19 protein-coding genes are annotated in these 18398 nt (G+C 72.0%); 11 read left to right on the top strand and 8 right to left on the bottom strand.

All coding sequences use genetic code 11. The features are described from left to right. The first annotated feature begins 36 nt into the window (after positions 1 to 36). Positions 37 to 1101, top strand: a complete 1065-nt coding sequence (locus IE97_RS0102480) for an endo-1,4-beta-xylanase (RefSeq protein ID WP_030147520.1) — start codon at positions 37 to 39, stop codon at positions 1099 to 1101. Positions 1102 to 1374: 273 nt separating this feature from the next. On the opposite strand, the gene IE97_RS0102475 is transcribed toward IE97_RS0102480, so the two are convergent. The 3 genes from IE97_RS0102475 to IE97_RS0102465 all read right to left on the bottom strand — a co-directional run bounded on the left by IE97_RS0102475 (position 1375) and on the right by IE97_RS0102465 (position 3807). After that, positions 1375 to 2409 carry a LacI family DNA-binding transcriptional regulator gene (locus tag IE97_RS0102475; protein ID WP_030147519.1) on the bottom strand — a complete coding sequence of 345 codons (1035 nt, stop codon included), beginning with the start codon at positions 2407 to 2409 and terminating at the stop codon, positions 1375 to 1377. A gap of 211 nt (positions 2410 to 2620) precedes the next feature. Next, on the bottom strand, positions 2621 to 2827 hold the full coding sequence (locus IE97_RS0102470) for a DUF5999 family protein (protein ID WP_030147518.1): 207 nt from the start codon (positions 2825 to 2827) through the stop codon (positions 2621 to 2623). 395 nt (positions 2828 to 3222) lie between these two features. Further along, on the bottom strand, positions 3223 to 3807 hold the full coding sequence (locus IE97_RS0102465; protein WP_030147517.1) for a hypothetical protein: 585 nt from the start codon (positions 3805 to 3807) through the stop codon (positions 3223 to 3225). A 554-nt stretch (positions 3808 to 4361) separates the two neighbouring features. On the opposite strand from IE97_RS0102465, the gene IE97_RS0102460 reads away from it, so the two are divergent. Both IE97_RS0102460 and IE97_RS0102455 read left to right on the top strand, forming a co-directional pair. Further along, on the top strand, positions 4362 to 5879 hold the full coding sequence (locus IE97_RS0102460) for a glutamate-cysteine ligase family protein (RefSeq protein ID WP_030147516.1): 1518 nt from the start codon (positions 4362 to 4364) through the stop codon (positions 5877 to 5879). Positions 5880 to 5945: 66 nt separating this feature from the next. Beyond that, on the top strand, positions 5946 to 6746 hold the full coding sequence (locus IE97_RS0102455) for a CPBP family intramembrane glutamic endopeptidase (protein ID WP_030147515.1): 801 nt from the start codon (positions 5946 to 5948) through the stop codon (positions 6744 to 6746). A gap of 51 nt (positions 6747 to 6797) precedes the next feature. Here the strand turns inward: IE97_RS0102455 and IE97_RS0102450 are convergent, their stop codons facing one another. Beyond that, a complete protein-coding gene (locus IE97_RS0102450) occupies positions 6798 to 7616 on the bottom strand; it encodes a PhzF family phenazine biosynthesis protein (RefSeq protein ID WP_030147514.1) in 819 nt (272 codons plus the stop codon). Between the two features lie 177 nt (positions 7617 to 7793). On the opposite strand from IE97_RS0102450, the gene IE97_RS38100 reads away from it, so the two are divergent. The 3 genes from IE97_RS38100 (at position 7794) to IE97_RS0102430 (ending at position 10873) form a co-directional block, all read left to right on the top strand. Then, positions 7794 to 8420: a PadR family transcriptional regulator gene (locus tag IE97_RS38100; protein ID WP_030147513.1), complete on the top strand. Its 627-nt coding sequence runs from the start codon at positions 7794 to 7796 to the stop codon at positions 8418 to 8420. 286 nt (positions 8421 to 8706) lie between these two features. Next, positions 8707 to 9711 (top strand): EamA family transporter, encoded by a 1005-nt coding sequence (locus IE97_RS0102435; protein WP_030147512.1) that lies wholly within the window; start codon positions 8707 to 8709, stop codon positions 9709 to 9711. Positions 9712 to 9937: 226 nt separating this feature from the next. Continuing rightward, positions 9938 to 10873, top strand: a complete 936-nt coding sequence (locus IE97_RS0102430; RefSeq protein WP_030147511.1) for a DMT family transporter — start codon at positions 9938 to 9940, stop codon at positions 10871 to 10873. A gap of 4 nt (positions 10874 to 10877) precedes the next feature. Here the strand turns inward: IE97_RS0102430 and IE97_RS0102425 are convergent, their stop codons facing one another. Further along, entirely contained in the window at positions 10878 to 11567 is a 690-nt protein-coding gene (locus IE97_RS0102425; RefSeq protein WP_030147510.1) for a pyridoxamine 5'-phosphate oxidase family protein, read from the bottom strand. A 35-nt stretch (positions 11568 to 11602) separates the two neighbouring features. On the opposite strand from IE97_RS0102425, the gene IE97_RS39150 reads away from it, so the two are divergent. Further along, positions 11603 to 12934 carry an aminotransferase class I/II-fold pyridoxal phosphate-dependent enzyme gene (locus tag IE97_RS39150; protein WP_030147509.1) on the top strand — a complete coding sequence of 444 codons (1332 nt, stop codon included), beginning with the start codon at positions 11603 to 11605 and terminating at the stop codon, positions 12932 to 12934. Positions 12935 to 13148: 214 nt separating this feature from the next. Here IE97_RS39150 and IE97_RS0102415 read toward each other — a convergent pair whose 3' ends face one another. Further along, the gene (locus IE97_RS0102415) at positions 13149 to 14117 is read right to left on the bottom strand and encodes a DMT family transporter (RefSeq protein ID WP_030147508.1); all 969 of its coding nucleotides are present in this window, start codon (positions 14115 to 14117) and stop codon (positions 13149 to 13151) included. Positions 14118 to 14192: 75 nt separating this feature from the next. On the opposite strand from IE97_RS0102415, the gene IE97_RS0102410 reads away from it, so the two are divergent. Then, positions 14193 to 15095, top strand: a complete 903-nt coding sequence (locus IE97_RS0102410) for a LysR family transcriptional regulator (RefSeq protein ID WP_030147507.1) — start codon at positions 14193 to 14195, stop codon at positions 15093 to 15095. 27 nt (positions 15096 to 15122) lie between these two features. Here the strand turns inward: IE97_RS0102410 and IE97_RS0102405 are convergent, their stop codons facing one another. Beyond that, on the bottom strand, positions 15123 to 15593 hold the full coding sequence (locus IE97_RS0102405; RefSeq protein ID WP_030147506.1) for a pyridoxamine 5'-phosphate oxidase family protein: 471 nt from the start codon (positions 15591 to 15593) through the stop codon (positions 15123 to 15125). A 137-nt stretch (positions 15594 to 15730) separates the two neighbouring features. Between IE97_RS0102405 and IE97_RS0102400 the strand changes: the two genes are divergently transcribed. Further along, positions 15731 to 16384, top strand: coding sequence for a cysteine hydrolase family protein (locus IE97_RS0102400; RefSeq protein ID WP_030147505.1), 654 nt, complete (start codon positions 15731 to 15733; stop codon positions 16382 to 16384). Here IE97_RS0102400 and IE97_RS0102395 read toward each other — a convergent pair. Further along, positions 16371 to 16874: a Rieske (2Fe-2S) protein gene (locus IE97_RS0102395; RefSeq protein ID WP_030147504.1), complete on the bottom strand. Its 504-nt coding sequence runs from the start codon at positions 16872 to 16874 to the stop codon at positions 16371 to 16373. The two genes, IE97_RS0102400 and IE97_RS0102395, sit on opposite strands and share 14 nt — an antisense overlap. A 201-nt stretch (positions 16875 to 17075) precedes the next feature. Here IE97_RS0102395 and IE97_RS0102390 point away from each other — a divergent pair, with 201 nt between their 5' ends. Both IE97_RS0102390 and IE97_RS0102385 read left to right on the top strand, forming a co-directional pair. After that, positions 17076 to 17831, top strand: coding sequence for a HipA family kinase (locus IE97_RS0102390; protein WP_030147503.1), 756 nt, complete (start codon positions 17076 to 17078; stop codon positions 17829 to 17831). Further along, positions 17828 to 18241 (top strand): DUF3037 domain-containing protein, encoded by a 414-nt coding sequence (locus tag IE97_RS0102385; RefSeq protein ID WP_030147502.1) that lies wholly within the window; start codon positions 17828 to 17830, stop codon positions 18239 to 18241. The genes IE97_RS0102390 and IE97_RS0102385 overlap by 4 nt, the downstream gene beginning before the upstream one ends. Positions 18242 to 18398: the final 157 nt, after the last annotated feature.

Below are 18398 nucleotides of genomic sequence, written 5' to 3'. Positions count from 1 at the left end.
TCGCACACCCCCATCCCGTTCGTGAGGAGTCGCACCATGCGCAAGTCCGCCACACGGCTCAGACTCGCCGGGGCGCTGGCCGCCGCGCTGATGCTGGGAGGCATCGCGACCGGCCCGGCGGCACAGGCCGGCGAGGAGCACGGCAAGGAACCCACCCTCGCCGACCTCGCCCAGCGGCACGGCCGCTACTTCGGCAGCGCCACCGACAACCCCGAGCTCACCGACGAACCGTACAAGGCACTGCTCGGCAGCGAGTTCGACCAGATCACGCCCGGCAACGGCATGAAGTGGTACGCGACCGAGCCGCAGCAGGGGGTGTTCGACTTCTCCAAGGGCGACGAGATCGTGAACCTCGCCCGCGCCAACCGGCAGAAGGTGCGTGGCCACACGCTCGTCTGGCACAGCCAGCTGCCCGAGTGGCTCACGGGGCGGGAGTGGACGGCCCCGGAGCTCAGGGCGGTGCTGAAGAAGCACGTCCAGGCGGAGGTACGGCACTACCGGGGCAAGGTGTTCGCCTGGGACGTCGTCAACGAGGCGTTCAACGAGGACGGCACGTACCGCGAGTCGGTCTTCTACAAGACGCTCGGGCCGGGGTACATCGCCGACGCGTTGCGCTGGGCGCACCAGGCCGATCCCCGCGTCAAGTTGTATCTCAACGACTACAACATCGAGGGGATCGGCCCCAAGAGCGACGCGTACTACCGGCTGGCCAAGGAGCTGAAGGCGAAGGGCGTACCCCTGCACGGCATCGGCTTCCAGGCCCATCTGGCCCTCCAGTACGGCTATCCCACGAGCCTGGAGGACAACCTCCGCCGCTTCTCCCGGCTCGGCCTCGACACGGCCCTCACCGAGGTCGACGTACGGATGCAACTGCCCGCGACGGAGGAGAAGCTGGCACAGCAGGCCGAGTGGTACCGGGACCTGACCGAGGCGTGCCTGGCGGTGCGCCGGTGCGTCGGTGTCACCGTGTGGGACTACACCGACAAGTACTCGTGGATCCCGGCGGTCTTCCCGGGAGAGGGCGCGGCCCTGCCCTGGGACGAGCGACTGCGGCCGAAACCGGCGTACTTCGCTCTGCGTGAGGCGCTTGCGGGGAGGTGACGGGGGCGGGTGGCGCCCCGCCGGCCCTGTGCCGCCCGGAGCCGGGCGACGTCCGGTGACGTCGAGTCGGGGGAGCTCGGTCGGTGAGGGGTGCGCGGTTCGGCGGTGAGTAGCGCGGGGCGGCCCAGGCGGGCGCCATCGGGTGTCTCCGACGAGATCGCGTCGGTGGGCGTCGTCAGAGCCGACGCCGAGGGCCGCGACGGGGGCGGCCGGACGCGGCGCAGAGGTCGGGCGGGCAGGTCGGTGAGGGGCCGGCCGGGCGCCGTCGGGCCGTCAGCCGGCCGTCGGCGGAGGGGCCGTGCTCGCCCTTACCACCAGGTCCGTTCCCAGTTCCACTCGAGGGGAATCCGGTCGTTCGTCGTGGGCCAGGCGGAGCACCGTACGGACAGCGAGCTTGCCCATGTCGGCCAGGGGCTGGCGGATCGTGGTCAGTGGCGGTGCCGACCAGCGGACTTCCGGAAGGTCGTCGAAACCGACCACGCTCATGTCCTGCGGCACCCGCAGACCGCGCCGGCGCAGTGCCTCGATCGCGCCGAGAGCCATCTGGTCGCTGGCCGCGAACACGGCGGTCGGCGGCTCGGGCAGGTCGAGGAGGGCGCCGCAGGCGGTGAAGCCGGACTCGGGGCGGAAGTCGCCGGGCACGACGAGGGAGTCGTCCATCGCGACGCCGGCGCCTTCCAGGGCCGCGCGGTAACCGTCCAGCCGGGCCCGCGAGCACAACAGCCGTGGCGGACCCGCGATCAGGCCGATCCGGCGGTGGCCCAGCGAGAGCAGGTGCTCGGTGGCCGCCATGCCGCCCGACCAGTTCGCGGCTCCGATGGTGGGTGCGTCGAGGGTGGGTGAGCCCGCCGGGTCGACGACGACCAGGGGCACGCCGAGAATCCGCAACTCCTCGTGCAGCGTGGGTTCCAGAGCGGAGGTGACGAGGATGACACCGTCGGAGGCACGGGATCGCAGGTTGCGCATCCACTCGCGGGCGTCGCCCGAACGCCCGTGGATCGCCGACACCACCGTGCCGACCCCGGCGGCGTGTGCGACCTCCTCGACCCCACGGATGATCTCCACGGCCCAGGGGCTGTCGAGGTCGTTGAAGACCAGGTCGAGCAGGGCGGCACGGGTGCCCGGGGCGGCAGGGCGCTTGCGGTAGCCGTGCCGGCGCAGCAGGTCCTCGACGCGGGCCCGGGTCTGCGGCGACACGTCGGACCGGCCGTTGACGACCCGGGACACGGTCGGTACGGACACACCGGCCTGCCGGGCGATCTCCGTGATCGTGACCTTGCCCCCGGCGTCGGTCTCACGTCCTGCCACTTGCCCCACCTCCGTCGGCGCATGACCGCGAAACTTCCAGGAGTCTTCCGGAAACCGGGCATCGGGGGGAAGGAGTGCGAGCCATGAAACGGCACGTCGCGAGGGGTGACAGGCAGTGACGACGCCCTGACATGCGTCGGGGCCGGTTCGCGGATGTCCCGTGGCCGGCCCCTCTGTGTCTGCGGGCGGACCTCACTCCGCCCCGCGGCTCTCAGGCCGCCGTCATCACCTGGCCACTTGCCAGCGGACGGTGAGGGGCGATGACCCGGCCGTCCGGCAGCAGCTCACCGGTGTCCTCGAAGAGCACCACGCCGTTGCACAGCAGGCTCCACCCCTGCTCCGGGTGGTGCGCCACGAGGCGGGCGGACTCCCGGTCGGCGGAGTCTGCGGAGGGGCACGGTGTCTGGTGCTGGCACATGGGTGGGATCTTTCGCTCTGGCGTGATGGATGAGATGACCGAACCGACCGAGTCGGCTGAGTCCGCTGTGGTCTTTGTTCCGCGGCTAGAAGTGTCGTTCATGGCCGCCCCCCCGTTGAAGTCGTCGGAACCCAGTGTTGCCCCACGGGCGTCTATCCGCAGGGATTTCGCAGCACCGCTTCTCATAGGTTCATGACGCGTCACCCGCGCGGACGGTTCACCCCAACTGGACTGTCACTTCGGGTGGTTCGTGGTGGCCGAATGGGGCTAGTTCGGTTGGACCAGAGGCCGTTTCTGGCTCGTACGAGCTATTGGATGCTCGTACGAGCGAGCAAAAGGTCTGCCCCGCCGCCGGGAATTCGGCGACGGGGCGTGGAATCTTCGCGGGGTGCGCTTCAGGCGGGTGAGCCGAGCAGACGTCCCGGAGTCGCCCGGTGGGTCAGCACCGGGAGCAGTTCGGCGACGCGGTGCGGCCGGTGGGCCGCGATGCCGGGAGGCGCCGGGGCCAGCGGGACGAGCAGGTCGGTGGCGGCGGGATGACCGACAGCGCCGTCCGCGGTGCAGTCCTCGTGCAGCCAGAGCGTCAGCATGTACAGGCTGGGTACCGACAGCAGGCGGGGCTGGTACGGCTGCGGCATCGTCTCGGCCTGCCGCAGGGCGCGCTCGGTGGAGGTGATGTACGGGCCTTCGAAGAAATGGGAGAAGGCCCAGCCGTCGGGGGTCAGCATGGTCTCGGCTGCGGCCACCGAACGGTCGCCGCAGCGGATCAGGAAACGCCACCCGGCCAGCCGGGTGGCCGAGACACCCTCGGCCGTGACCCGGTCGAGGACGTGCACGGGCAGGGGGAGCTCGGGCGAGGCGGGTCCCTGGGCGCGGAGCAGGGAGGGCGTTCTGGCCTCGTGCACAGCGGTGGGCGAGGAGAGCGCGGTGAGGACGGATCGGAGCGCGGGCACGGGAGCCGGAGGGACATGCAGCGGCATGGTGGGTCGCCTCTCATTCAAAGGCACGGTGGCACGAGGGCGGGGGCGGACGGCGCTGTCTGCTCACGAGGGTGGACAGAGGCAGGGGCCGGGGGTCTCAAGAACGAGAGGGGGGTGGGGTCCGTGGAACACCGCCTCGACGGCAGGACCCGTCGACCGAGGGCGCCAACCTACTGCCTGTTCGCGGAGTTTATACGACACGGGTTCAGACTGTGTTTCGTCTAGTCGTTTCCGGTGAGTAGAACAAGGGTACATTCGGTCGGCGATACGCGAGAATTATCCCGATTCCGGGCGTGGGTGTGCGGCGATGACCTCGGCGAATGTCCGCGAGGTGGTCGGCCCATTCTTGTCGGCGTTTTTCACGACTTCACAGAACCGAAAACCCGGGCCTCTGTGGCATGCCGAGTGAATGTGCCACCGGTTACACGTGGCCAGCGTAGCGGTCAGCGGCCCCCTCCGGGACGTTATCGATCGCTTTCGCTGGGCATCCTCCACCTGACCGGGACCCCGCCGGCCGGATCTTCGGCCCGCATCATTCGAGGAGGGACGCATCGATGGGGGAGAAGGTCGTGGCAGGCCGGTTCGACCTGTCCGATCGCCAGCGCTACCGCGACAAGCTCCGTCGGTGCCTGACGGGCTTGGAGCGGCTCCTGGCGGAGAAGCGGTTCGACCGCCCCAAGAACCTCATGGGGCTGGAGATCGAGCTGAATCTCGCGGGCGCCGACGGCATGCCGAAAATGTTGAACGCGCAGGTCCTCGAACGGATCGCGAGCCGCGATTTCCAAACAGAACTCGCCATGTTCAACCTGGAAGTCAACATTCCTCCACACCGTCTGGGTGGCCGGGTATTCGACCGGCTCGCGGAGGAACTCCGTACGTCACTGGCATATGCCGACCGGAAAGCCGGTGAGGTTGACGCGGGAATCGTGATGACCGGCATTCTGCCGACCCTCGACCGCGACGACCTGGTGTCGTCGAACCTCTCGGACGTCGACCGCTACACCCTCCTCAACGACCAGATCGTGGCCGCCCGGGGCGAGGAGTTCACGCTCGACATCGCCGGCGTGGAGCACCTCACCTGCACCTCCAAGTCGATCGCGCCGGAGGCCGCCTGCACCTCCGTGCAACTGCACCTCCAGGTCACCCCGGCCCGCTTCGCCGACGTGTGGAACGCGGCCCAGGCGGTCGCCGCCGCGCAGATCGCCGTCGGCGCCAACTCGCCGTTCCTCTTCGGTCACGAGCTGTGGCGCGAGTCGCGGCCTCCTCTGTTCCAGCAGTCCACCGACACCCGCCCGCCCGAGCTCCAGGCCCAGGGCGTCCGGCCGCGTACCTGGTTCGGGGAGCGCTGGGTCACTTCGGCGTACGACCTCTTCGAGGAGAACCTGCGCTACTACCCGGCGTTGCTGCCGATCTGCGACGACGAGGACCCGCTCGAGGTACTCGACCAGGGCGGTGTCCCGGCGCTCGCGGAGCTGGTCCTGCACAACGGCACGATCTACCGCTGGAACCGCCCGGTCTACGGCGTCGCCGACGGCGTCCCGCACCTGCGCGTGGAGAACCGTGTACTGCCCGCCGGGCCCACCGTCATCGACGTCGTCGCCAACGCGGCCTTCTACTACGGCCTCGTCCGCGCCCTCGCCGAGGAATCCCGGCCGGTGTGGACCCGGCTGCCGTTCGAGGCTGCCGCCGCCAACTTCGACGCCGCGTGCAAGGACGGCATCGACGCCCGCTTCACCTGGCCGCGCCGCGGCCGGTACGGCGGCACCGGGCAGGTCGACGCGGTCAGCCTGGTGCGGGACGAACTGCTGCCGCTCGCGGAGGCCGGGCTGGACGCGTGGGGGGTCGAGCCGGCCGACCGCGACCTGTACCTGGGCGTGATCGAGGAACGGTGCCGGCGCAGGGTGAACGGGGCGAGCTGGCAGGCCGCCACGTTCCACAAGGCGCTGGACGCCGGCCATACGCGTCAGGCCGCGCTGGCCGCGACGACCCGGCGTTACCGCGAGTTGATGCACCAGGGGGACCCGGTGCACAGCTGGCCGGTGGGGCTGCCGGAGCCTGTGTCGCTGGGCTGACGCGCCGTCGGGGTGACATCCTGCTGCCGCCATACTGATCCGACAGTCGGTGAAGTGGAGGCAGGTGTGCAGGCGGAGGCGAGCCCGGTGGCCGATTCCATTCCCCAGCAGCGGCTCTCACGGCGGATGCTCCGCAACGAGACCCTGCTCGTCCTCGCGCTGTCACTCGGGGCGAGCGGCGTGTCCGCGCTGATCAGCTTCATCGGTTCGGTCACCAAGCCGGGCGGGCTCAAGGACCAGGCCGCCACGATGAACGCCTCGGCCGCGCCCGGCCGGCCCTGGCTCGACCTGACCTGGCAGCTGTTCGGGATCACCACGGCGCTCGTGCCCGTCGCGCTCGTCGCGCACTTCCTGCTGCGCGAGGGCGCGGGTCTGCGCACGATCGGCTTCGACCGCACCCGCCCCTGGCCCGACCTCGGCCGGGGCGCGGCGATCGCGGCGGTCATCGGCAGCACCGGCATCGCCTTCTACCTGGCGGCCCGCGGCCTGGGCTTCAACCTCACCGTGGTGCCCGAGGCGCTGCCCGGTGTGTGGTGGAAGTACCCCGTGCTGATCCTCTCGGCGATCCAGAACGCGGTGCTGGAGGAAGTGATCGTCGTCGGCTACCTGCTGCGCCGCCTCGGCCAGCTGGGCTGGACCCCGACGGCCGCGCTGATGGGCAGCTCCCTGCTGCGCGGCTCGTACCACCTCTATCAGGGCATCGGTGGCTTCATCGGCAACATGGTCATGGGCGTCGTCTTCGTCTACCTCTACCGCCGCTGGGGCCGGGTCGGCCCGCTCGTGGTGGCCCACTCCCTGCTCGACATCGGGGCGTTCGTGGGGTACGCGCTGCTGGCGGGCAAGGTGGGCTGGCTGCCGACGGCGTGAACGGCTGCAGAAAGGGGCGTACGACGGTGTTCGTGCGCCCCTTCGCTGGATCTAGGCGAGCAGCTCACCCTCGATGACGGTGACCGCCCTGCCGGTCAGCAGGGTACGGTCGCCGCGCAGCTCCGTGCGGACGCGGCCGGAGCGGGGTGAGGCCTGCAGGCCGGTGAGGCCGGGACGGCCCAGGCGCTCGGACCAGAACGGGGCGAGCGCCGTGTGGGCGCTGCCGGTCACCGGGTCCTCGTCGATGCCGACGTTCGGGAAGAAGCAGCGCGAGACGAAGTCGTAGCCCCGGGCCGGGTCCTCCGCGAGTGCCGTGGCGATGACGCCGCGCTCGGAGTGGGTGGCGAGTGCCTTGAGGTCCGGGCGGAGGCCGCGCACCGTCTTCTCGTCGGCGACCTCCACGAGCAGGTCGCCGACGTTCGGGCCGGTGTCGAACGCCGTGAGCGGCTCGGCGCCGAGGGCCTCGGTGAGGCCGTCGGGCACGTCCACCGGGGTGAGCGGAGCCGTCGGGAAGTCCAGCGTGACGGAGCCGTCGTCCGCCGACGTGGCGACGAGGACGCCGCTGCGGGTGGCGAACCGCACCGGGCCCTCCTGGGTACCGGTGGTGTGCAGGACGTGGGCGGTGGCCAGGGTCGCGTGCCCGCACATCGCGACCTCGGCGGCCGGGGTGAACCAGCGCAGCGCCCAGTCGGCCTCGCCGCCCTCGGGCAGCGGGTGGGCGAAGGCGGTCTCGGCGTGGTTGACCTCGAGGGCGACGTTCTGCAGCCAGGCGTCGTCCGGGAAGGCATCCGCCTCTTCCAGCAGGAGCACCCCGGCCGGGTTGCCGGAGAAGGGTCGGTCGGTGAAGGCGTCGACGATTCGGATCCGCATGCCTCGACGTTAGGGGCTCCGTGAAATCGCAGACCAAGGCCAATTCGCGAGTCCTGGCCCGGTTCTGCCGGCCAGGGGCCCCGCCGGCGTCCGCCGACCGGGCCTTGGCAACCGTACTGTTCCGATATATCGTTGAGGCATCGCGACAGATCAAAGATGGAATGGAGAGTGGTTGCGATGCGTACCCATGGTTTCGAGCGCGGACATGGACACGGCGGACCGCGTCCCGGCCGGGGCGGCTTCGAGCAGCTGCGTGCGGCCTTCGGTCCCTTCGGGCCGGGCGGCCCCGGCTGGGGTGGTCCCGGGGGCCCGGGATTCGGTCCCGGCCCATGGGGCGGCCGAGGGCGCGGCGGGCCGAGGGGAAGGGCGCGGCGCGGTGACGTGCGGGCCTCGATCCTGGCCCTGCTGAAGGACCGTCCGATGCACGGCTACGAGATGATCCAGGAGATCGCCGAGCGTAGCGGCGGGGCGTGGAAGCCCAGCCCCGGCTCGGTGTACCCCACCCTTCAGCTGCTGGAGGACGAAGGGCTGATCATCAGCCAGTCCGAGGGTGGCAAGAAGCTGTTCTCGCTCACCGAGGCCGGCCGCGCCGCTGCCGACGAAGGGCCCGAGGCTCCTTGGGAGGAGGCCTCCCGCGGGGTCGACTGGGAGGCCCTCGGTGAGATCCGCCAGGCCGGCTTCGGGCTGATGGAGGCCTTTGGGCAGGTCTGGAAGACCGGCAGCAAGGAGCAGCGGGAGAAGGCGCTCGGCGTCATCAACGAAGCCCGCAAGAAGCTGTATCTGATCCTCGCCGACGAAGATTGAGGGCCGGCCCCCTCGAGGTGAACCTGCCCCGCGGGGCACGGCCGGTCGGCCCGCGGTGCCGACCTGCTCGCGGCGGTCGTGGTGGACCGGCAGGCGCGCGGTCGAGGTGCTCGAACGAGTCGGTGTCGATCCGTACGAGGTGCTCGCCCTGCTCGACGGCTGGTCGGACCGGCCTCAGGAATCCGTCCAGGGCGGCGAAGTCACTCCCTGACCGAGCGGCTCGCCCCGTCCGGACAGTGAGACAGGTGCCATAGGGGGTGACGCTCCTGTCGGCCCCTGCCATCATGTGCCGGTGCGGACGTCTGACAGCAGTGCGAGCAGGCGCGGCAAGGGCGCGGGGCTCGGCCTCGCGCTCCTGTCCGCGGTGGCCTTCGGTGGATCCGGTGTCGCGGCCAAGCCGCTGATCGAGGCGGGCCTCGACCCGCTGCACGTGGTGTGGCTGCGGGTGGCCGGGGCGGCCCTGGTGATGCTGCCGCTCGCCGTGCGCCACCGTGCGCTGCTGCGCCGACGCCCCGGACTGCTCGCCGGGTTCGGGCTGCTGGCCGTCGCGGGGGTGCAGGCCTGCTACTTCGCCGCGCTCTCCCGCATCCCTGTCGGGGTGGCGCTGCTCATCGAGTACCTGGCGCCCGCCCTGGTGCTGGGCTGGGTGCGTTTCGTCCAGCGGCGGCCCGTGTCGCGTGCCGCCGCGGTCGGTGTCGTCCTCGCGGTCGGTGGGCTGGCGTGTGTCGTCGAGGTGTGGTCGGGCCTCGGCTTCGACGCCCTGGGCCTGCTGTTCGCGCTCGGCGCGGCCTGCTGCCAGGTCGGCTACTTCGTCCTCTCCGACCAGGGCAGCGATGCCGGGGACGAGGCGCCCGACCCGCTCGGCGTCATCGCCTACGGCCTGCTCGTCGGCGCCGCCGTGCTGACCGTCGTCGCCCGGCCCTGGAGCATGGAATGGTCCGTGCTCCAGGGCACCGCTCGCATGGACGCCACGCCCGTCGCCGCCGTCGTCCTGCTGGCCTGGATCGTCCTGGTCGCGACGGTCGTCGCGTACGTCACCGGTGTGCTCTCCGTGCGCCGGCTCTCCCCGCAGGTCGCGGGTGTCGTGGCCTGTCTCGAAGCGGTCATCGCCACCGTCCTGGCATGGGTCCTGCTCGGCGAGCACTTGTCGGCGCCGCAGATCGCCGGTGGCGTGATCGTGCTCGTCGGCGCGTTCATCGCGCAGTCCTCGACGCCCGCGAAGGGCTCCGGACGGCCGGTGGCGAGCGGCGGCCCGGAAAGGGAGTTGTCCACGCCCGGAACGGCCGCATAAGGTGCCGATCATGCCTTCGAACGCACTCGTTCTTCCGCCTCCGGCCGCCTGAGGCGGGCCCTCCGGAAACCGCGCCCGGCGTGTCGTCGCCGGGCCGGACGGTGCTGCCCGCAGACGAAGTCCGCGGACCCCGCTGATCCACTGATCCGGGGCCCTTCCCGAACTTCCGCGCACCACTCGCCGCCGATGCCGCGCGGTGTGTCGTGCGCGTCTGCGGAGAGAACACGTGTCGAAGACTGTCTCCGGCCTGCCCGTCGGGCGAGGCCTCCTCTACCTGATCGTCGCCGGTGTCGCCTGGGGTACCGCCGGCGCGGCCGCCTCCCTGGTCTACCGGACCAGTGACCTGGGGCCCGTCGCCCTCTCTTTCTGGCGCTGCGCCGCCGGCCTGGTGCTGCTGCTCGCCGTGCGCCTGGTCCGGCCGCGTGCCCGGACCGCCGTGTCCGAGCCGCTCGCCCGCAGGGCGCTGCGGGCCGGGGTCACCGGGCTGGGACTCGCGGTGTTCCAGACGGCCTACTTCGCGGCCGTCGCGGCCACGGGCCTCGCCGTCGCCACTGTCGTCACACTCGGCGCGGGGCCCGTGCTCATCGCGCTCGGCGCCCGGCTGACCCTCTCCGAACGCCTGGGGCGAGGCGGGACCGCCGCCGTCGCGGGCGCCCTCGCCGGCCTCGCGGTCCTCGTACTGGGCGGCGGGGGGACGGCCGTACGCCCGTGGGGTGTGCTGCTCGCGCTGCTGTCCGCGGCCGGGTACAGCGTGATGACGCTGCTCACCCGCCGGTGGGGGCGGGACGGCGCGACCGACGCCTCCCGGACGACCGTCGGGGCGTTCGCCGTGACGAGCCTGTGCCTGCTGCCGTTCGCGCTGGGCGAGGGGCTGGTGCCGCACACCGCGGAACCCGGGCGGCTCCTGGTTCTGCTGGCGTATGTCGCCGCTGTGCCGACGGCCCTGGCCTACGGCCTCTATTTCGCCGGCGCGGCCGTCGTACGGTCGGCGACCGTCTCGGTGGTCATGCTGCTTGAGCCGGTGAGTGCGGCCGCGCTCGCCGTTGTTCTGCTCGGGGAGCAGCTGACGGTGGCGACCGTGGCCGGAACCCTCCTGATGCTGGGGTCGGTCGTGGGGCTTGCGGTGGGGGAGGCGCGGGCCGGGTCGGGGGTGCTTGTGTGACCGGTCAGTTTGCCTTGAGGTAGTCGGGAAGTTCCGTACCGAGGGCCAGGCCGGGGTCGGGGATCGGGGTGCCGTAACTCTTGTGGACCGGAACGACTCCGGCCCAGTGCGGAAGGGTGAGGTCCTCCGGTTCGTCGTTCACGCCGCCGGTGCGCAGCTTTGCCGAGACTTCGTCGAGGTCCAGGCGGATCACGGCCGTGGCGGCCAGCTCCTTCTTGCTGGCCGGCCGTGAGTCGGCGGCGCGGCCCGGCACGACGTGGTCGACCAGCGCGTCCAGGGACTGCCGCTTCTCCTCGGGGTCCGTCACGTCATGGGCCACGCCGTGCACCACCACGGAGCGGTAGTTGATCGAGTGGTGGAAGGCCGACCGGGCCAGGACCAGGCCGTCGACGTGCGTGACGGTCAGGCAGACCGGCAGTCCCGGGTCGGCCTGACCGGCCGCCCGCAGCGGACGCGAGCCCGTCGAGCCGTGTACGTAGAGCCGCTCGCCGACCCGGGCGTACAGCGTCGGCAGTACGACCGGCGCGCCGTCGCGGACGAAGCCGAGGTGGCAGACGTAGCCCTCGTCGAGTATCGCGTGCACCAGTTCCCGGTCGTACGAGGCCCGGTCCGCCGCGCGTGTGGGGACGGTGCGGTCGGTCGGGGTGTAGGCGGTGGCGGCGGGCTGCGACGGCGTCTGCGCGGTCCCCTGCATGGCGCTCTCCATTGCACTAGTGCATACTTGCTTTTGTGCTAGGAGAGTATCCGATCAGCGGGCGTCGCGCAGCGGACATTTCCGCGAGCGTCGAGCGGGCAGTGGGGACCGGTGAGCTGCAACCCGGTCAACTTCTGCCGCCCATGCGAGAGTTGGCGGAGCGTCTGGGGGTGAACCCGAACACGGTCGCGGCCGCGTACCGGACGCTGCGGGAGCGTGGTGTCATCGAGACCGCCGGTCGGCGCGGCAGCCGAGTGCGTCCCGCGCCGGCCACGACCGGGCGGGACCACATCAGGGTGGACGTGCCCGAGGGCGTGCGCGACGTGGCGACCGGCAATCCCGACCCGGCGCTGTTGCCGCCGCTCGCGTCGGCCTTCGCGGCGGCCGCCGCCGCGGGCGATCTCGCCCCCGTGCTGTACGGCGAGGATCCGCTGGAGCCGGAGCTGGCGCGGCTCGCACGCGCGGGATTCGACGCCGACGGCGTTCCTGACGGGCCGCTCGCCGTGGTGTCGGGCGCGCTGGACGGCGTCGAACGGGTGCTCGTGGCCCACCTCAAGCCAGGCGACACGGTCGGCGTGGAGGACCCCGGATGGGGGAGCATCCTCGACCTCGTGCCCGCGCTCGGGCTGAGGACCGTCCCCGTCGGCATCGACGACGAGGGGCCGCGTGCCGACGACGTGCATCGGGTGCTGCGGGCCGGAGCGCGTGCCCTGATCGTCACGGGCCGCGCCCAGAACCCGACCGGTGCCGCGGTGAGCGGCCCGCGCGCGCGTGCCCTGCGGTCCGTTCTCCGTGAGCACCCGGAGACCCTGCTGATCGAGGACGACCACGGCCACGGGATCGTGGACGTCCCTCTCCATCCGCTGGCAAACGCCACCCGGCACTGGGCGTTGGTGCGCTCGGTCGCCAAGGCCTACGGGCCCGATCTGCGGCTCGCCCTGCTCACCGGGGACGACGTCACCGTCGACCGGGTCCGAGGACGGCAACGGCTCGGGCCGGGCTGGGTGAGCCGGCTGATGCAGCGGGCCCTGGTGCGGCTGTGGGCCGACGGGGCGGTGGACACGCGCGCGGTGGCGGCGGCGTACGGTCGCCGCCGGGACGCGCTCATCGGCGCGCTCGACCGGCGCGGCGTCACGGCGCACGGGCGCAGCGGCATGAACGTGTGGGTGCCCGTGCCGGACGAGACCGGTGCCGTCGCCCGGCTGCTGCACGCCGGGTGGGCCGTCGCCCCCGGCGCCCGCTTCCGGATGAGCTCACCGCCCGGCGTCCGGGTCACCGTTTCGACACTCGCCGAGGGGGAGGCCGAGGCACTGGCCGACGCGATCGCCTCGGCCCTCGGGCCGGCTCCGGCGCGCGGTTGGGCGTGAGGTGTGGCGTGGCGGCCGCGTCCGAGGCGTTGCCGACCCGGCGCGACCGAGGTGCCGGCCGGCCCCGTCGCCTTCACGGCGGTGGTCCGAGCCGCCGCGTCCGAAGCCTTCGGTGACCGGCCGCGCGGGCCTGTGCTCGCGCTGCGGGCTTATGCCCGCTGTCTTCGTCCGCGCTACAGGCGTCCGCGCGCTGCCTGGGCCCGGCTACGGGCTTTCACCCGCGCTGCGGGCTCACGCCCGCCACCTGCGTCCGCGGCTTCGGCCGGACCTGTGTGAGCGCGGCCCCCGTCAGGACGATCACCGCCCCGACCGGTGTCGACCACGCGAGGGGCTCGCCGAGGAGTGTGACGCCCGCCGCCGTGGCGATGACCGGGATGAAGTACGTGACCATCTGGGCGGTCGTCGGGCCGACCTCGGCCACCAGGCCGTACTGGAGGAGCACGGCGAGGCCCGTGCCCAGCGCGCCCAGGGCGGCGATCGCGAGCAGCGGCGTCAGGGGCAGGCGCGTGGGCAGGGTTGTGAACAGCGGGGTGACGACGGCCAGTTGCACGGTGGCCAGCAGGAGCTGCGCGCCGGTCATCGACAGGTGCGAGTGGCCGGTGCCGGCCAGGGTGCGGCGGACGTAGATCCAGCCGACCGGGTAGCTGAGGGAGGCCAGCAGGGCCAGTGCCGTGCCGGTGGCGTCCAGGCCGTGGAAGCCCTGCCAGGCGCCCAGCACCGTGAGGACCCCGAGGAAGCCGAGACCGAGCCCGGCGACCCGCACCCGGGTCGGACGGTCCTCCGACAGGGCGACGAGTGACAGCGCCATGCCCCACAGCGGCGAGGTCGCGTTGCAGATGCCCGCCAGCGCGGACGGGATGGTCAGCTCGGCGTAGGCGAACAGCGAGAAGGGCAGGGCGTTGAGCAGGAACGCGGCGATCGTCAGATGCGTCCAGGTGCGCGCCCCGCGAGGCAGTCGCTCGCGCCGCACGGCCATCGCGGCGGCCAGCACCGCCGTGCCGAACACCAGCCTGCCGAGGGTGACCTGGAACGGGGCGTATCCCTGGGTGCCCACCTTGATGAGGAGGAAGCTGAAGCCCCAGATCAGGGACAGGGCGGCGAAGCGGAGACGCCAGTCGAGGCGGCGACGGGGCCGGTCGCTCGACGCGGGCGTGACCCGGCTGGGGGAGGTGACGGTGCTCATGGCGGCCACCATGCTGGACGACGACCTCGTAGCACAATCGAGATTTCGCACCGGATACCGCTTAGCATTGCTTACATGTTGAACCTGGAGCGCCTGCGCACCCTCGACGCCCTCGCCAGGCACGGCTCGGTCAGCGGCGCGGCCGAGGGGCTGCACATCACGACGTCCGCGGTCTCCCAGCAGATGTCCAAGCTGGAGCGGGAGGTCGGCCAGCGGCTCCTCGCCAAGAACGGCCGGGGCGTGCGGCTCACCGACGCGGGCCGGCTGCTCGCCGAGCACGCCGCGCGCATCCTGTCCCAGGTCGAACTCGCCCAGTCCGACCTGGAGGCGCAGCGCGGGCAGGTGGTCGGCGAGCTCAGACTGTCGGCGTTCCCGACCGCCGCACGCGGACTGTTCCCGCTCGCGCTGTCCGCACTGCGCGAGCGGCATCCGGCGCTGCGACTGCGCTCCTGCGAGCTGGAACCGGAGAACGGCATCGCGGGAGTGGTGCGCGGCGACCTCGACCTGGCCGTGGTGCTCGACTGGTACAACAAGCCGATGGCGCTGCCTGACGGCCTGGTCAAGGCGCCCATCCTGGACGACCCGGCCCATGTCGCCATGCCGGCGGACCACCGGCTCTCGGGGCGCGACGAGGTGGACCTCGCCGAGTTCGCAGACGACGAGTGGATCACCTGGGGCGAGGGCGAGTTCTGCCACGAGTGGCTGATGTTCACGCTCCGCTCCAAGGGCATCGAACCGATCGTCGGCCACCGCGCCGCCGAGAACCACACGCAGCTCGCGCTGGTCGCCGCGGGCCTCGGCGTGTGCATCGCGCCGCTGCTCGGCCGCCGTCCCGTGCCCGAAGGGGTCGTGACCGTCCCCGTCAAGCAGCGGGTCCGGCGGCACGTGTACGTCGTCTGGCGCGCGGACGCGGACCGCCGCCCGTCGATCCGGGCGGCGGTGAAAGCCCTGCAGGCGGCGGGGGAGCGCGTCGGCTGACCCGGCCTGGCGCTGGGGGGTGTTCCGCTACTGCCCTCCCAGCTTGCGGAAGTCCCAGGAAACGATCTTCCGAGGTGTCAGACGCAGCCAGGCGTGCCGGCCGTCGTGCGGCATCTCCTCCAGGCCGAAGTTCTTCCGGGCGAACAGCATCTCGGGCACGTCGAGTTCGGCGCGCAGCTCCCCGGTGCGCGGTATCTCGCCCACGAACTCGACGGTCCCGGACAACTCCGCGCCGCGCAGCTCGTCGTACTCCTCGCCGGTGTCGACCACGATGGCCACCCGCGGGTCGCGCCGCAGGTCGGTCCACCGCTTGCTGCGCACGACCGAGTACAGCCACATCGAGGTGCCGTCCCAGGCGAACCACAGCGTGCTCACGTGCGGGGCACCGTCGGCCGACACCGTGGCGACCCGGCAGGTGCGCTGCGTGGTGAGGAAATCGTCCAGCTCACCGGGCGTCATCATGATCTTCCGGCCCCGGCGCTGCTGCGTGACGGTCATGCTCCCCCTCTTTCGTTCTCTCACGTCGTGCCAGAGGAGATCCTCTGACATCACGTCAGAAAAGGATGGGTTCTCTTCCGTCCGAGCGCAACGGTGGCTACGCTCGCCCGACCCGCCGCCGGCGCCCAGGGGGAACCGTGCCCGCGCACCCAGAGCTCAGCGAACTCCTCGATCCGCCGACCACCGTGCTGCTCACCGTCGAGTGCCAGGAAGGCGTCGTCGGAGCGGACAGCGCGCTGCCCGAACTCGCCGAGGCGGCTCGCTCCGGCGGGGTGCTCGCCAACGTCGCCCGCCTGGTGGCGGCCGCCCACGCGGCCGGTGTCCAGGTCGTCCACGCCATCGCCGAACGCCGCCCCGACGGCCGGGGGGCCAGCCGCAACGCCCGCCTCTTCCGCGCCGCCGCACGCCTGCCCGTCCAGCAGCTCTCCGGCACACCCGCGGTGCGTGTCGCGGCCCCGATCGACGTCGCCGGGGAGGACCTGGTCGTACGGCGCCTGCACGGGCTGTCGCCACTGCAGGGCACCGACGTCGACCCGCTGCTGCGCAACCTCGGCTGCCGCACGCTGATCGTCACCGGGGTCTCGGCCAACGTGGCGATCCCCAACGCCGTGTTCGACGCCGTCAACCGCGGCTACACCGCCGTCGTCCCGGCGGACGCCATCGCGGGAGTGCCGTCCGACTACACCCCCGCGATGATCCGCCACACCCTCGCGTTGGTCGCCACGGTCGCGACCACGGACGAGGTCCTGGCGTGTCTCACGCGTCCGCGTGACGGGCTCAGGCGAGGGTGATCGAGTCCCCGTCGACGGTGATCTTCATCTCCGGCAGCGGTTTGGTCGCCGGACCGCTCTTCACGCTGCCGTCGGTGATCGAGAAGTTGCTGTTGTGGCAGGGGCAGTTGATGACGCCATCGGCGATGCTCTTCACCGCGCAGCCCTGGTGGGTGCAGGTGGCCGAGAACGCCTTGAACTCGCCCGCGGTCGGCTGCGTGACGACCACCTTCTGGTCGGCGAAGACCTTTCCGCCGCCCTCCGGGATGTCCGCGGTCGACGCGAGCGCGTTACCGGCCGGGGCGTCGCCCCCACCGCTCGACGGGGTGCTGCCCGCCCCCTGGTCCTCCTGGGCCGTGCCGGACGAGCCGGAGGAGTCGGCGACGCCGGACGAGCTGTCGTCCGAGCCTCCGCACGCGGTCAGCGCGACGGCGAGGCCCGCCGCTCCGGCCGCCGCCACGACGGTACGACGGGCCGGTCCCGATGCGGGCTGGAGCGATGCGCTGGTCATACTGGCGTTTCCCTTCGGGAGGCTTGCGATGATCTGCCGGGAGGTACGGTCCGGGCGGACCGCCTGTTCAGACGGTGCCGAAATACTGACGCGGCCGCGAGCGGTTGTGGACAAAACCACCCTGTCGGTTCGCTGTCGGTTTCCCGGCCCCCACCGCGACGCCGGCGCCGGTGCCGACCGCCGCGTCAGTAACCTGGGACGATGCTCGAGGAAGTGATCGCGACCCGTTTCATCGCCCCCCTGCGCGAGGGCGGTTCGCTGCCGGGTCTCGTCGAGGCCGACGACTTCGGGACGTACGTCCTGAAGTTCACCGGCGCGGGGCAGGGCCGCAAGACGCTCGTCGCCGAGGTCGTCTGCGGGGAACTCGCCCGCCGGCTGGGGCTGCGGGTTCCGCGCCTGGTCACGGTCGAGCTCGACCCGGAGCTAGGGCTCGCCGAACCCGACCAGGAGGTGCAGAACCTGCTCAGGTCCAGCGGCGGCACCAACCTCGGCATGGACTTCCTCTCCGGCGCCCTCGGCTTCGACCCGCTCGCGTTCCCGGTGAGCCCCGACGAAGCCGGGCGGATCGTCTGGTTCGACGCGCTGGTCAACAACGTGGACCGGTCCTGGCGCAACCCCAACCTGCTGATCTGGCGGGGCGAGTTGTGGCTCGTCGACCACGGCGCGACCATGATCTGGCACCACAACTGGCCCGGCGCGGAAGTCTCCGCGGCCCGCCCGTACGACGCCTCCGACCACACCCTGGCGCCCTTCACGCCCGATGTCACCTCCGCGGCGGCAGAGTTGGCACCGCTGGTCACCGAGGAACTGCTCGCCGACGTCACGGCCCGCGTACCGGACGCCTGGCTGTCGGACGAGCCCGGCTTCGGCACACCGGACGACCTGAGGCGGGCCTACGCCCGGCCGCTGCTCGCCCGGGCCGCCGTCATCCACGACCGAATCCAGGGGATCAAGTGAGCGACCGGCACATCATCAAGGGCGGGCCCCGGGACCGCCAGATCTACGAGTACGCCGTCCTGCGCGTCGTCCCGCGCGTAGAGCGCGGCGAGTGCATCAACGCGGGAGTGCTCGTCTACTGCCGCGCCGAGTCCTACGTCGGGGCCCGCACCCACCTCGACGAGGCACGCCTGCTGGCCCTCGACCCCCAGACGGACGTGGCCGGAGTCCACGCCGCCCTACGGGCCGTGGAGGGCGTCTGCGCGGGCGGCACCGCGGCCGGTCAGGCATCGGGCGACGACCCGGGCCGCCGCTTCCGCTGGCTCGTCGCCCCCCGCTCGACGATCGTCCAGCCCGGCCCCGTGCACACCGGCCTGACCACGGACCCGGCAGCGGAGACCGAGCGGTTGCTGGACCTGCTGGTGCGGTGACCGACCCTCCCTGGCGCGGCCGGGCCGGGGTCCGGAGGCCAACGCCCCGCCTGGCCGGCCCGCCCATGCGGACCGGGCGGGAGTGCCGGCTTCGAGCGTGTGCGGGCTCGGCGGTCGTGGGCCGATCGGGTGGCCGGGGGTGGCTGGTCGGAGCCGG

The sequence above is a fragment of the Streptomyces sp. NRRL S-455 genome, assembly GCF_000717875.1.
Taxonomy (GTDB): Bacteria; Actinomycetota; Actinomycetes; order Streptomycetales; family Streptomycetaceae; genus Streptomyces.
Note: the sequence above shows the minus strand (reverse complement) of the source record. Positions and strands in the feature narration are given on the sequence as shown.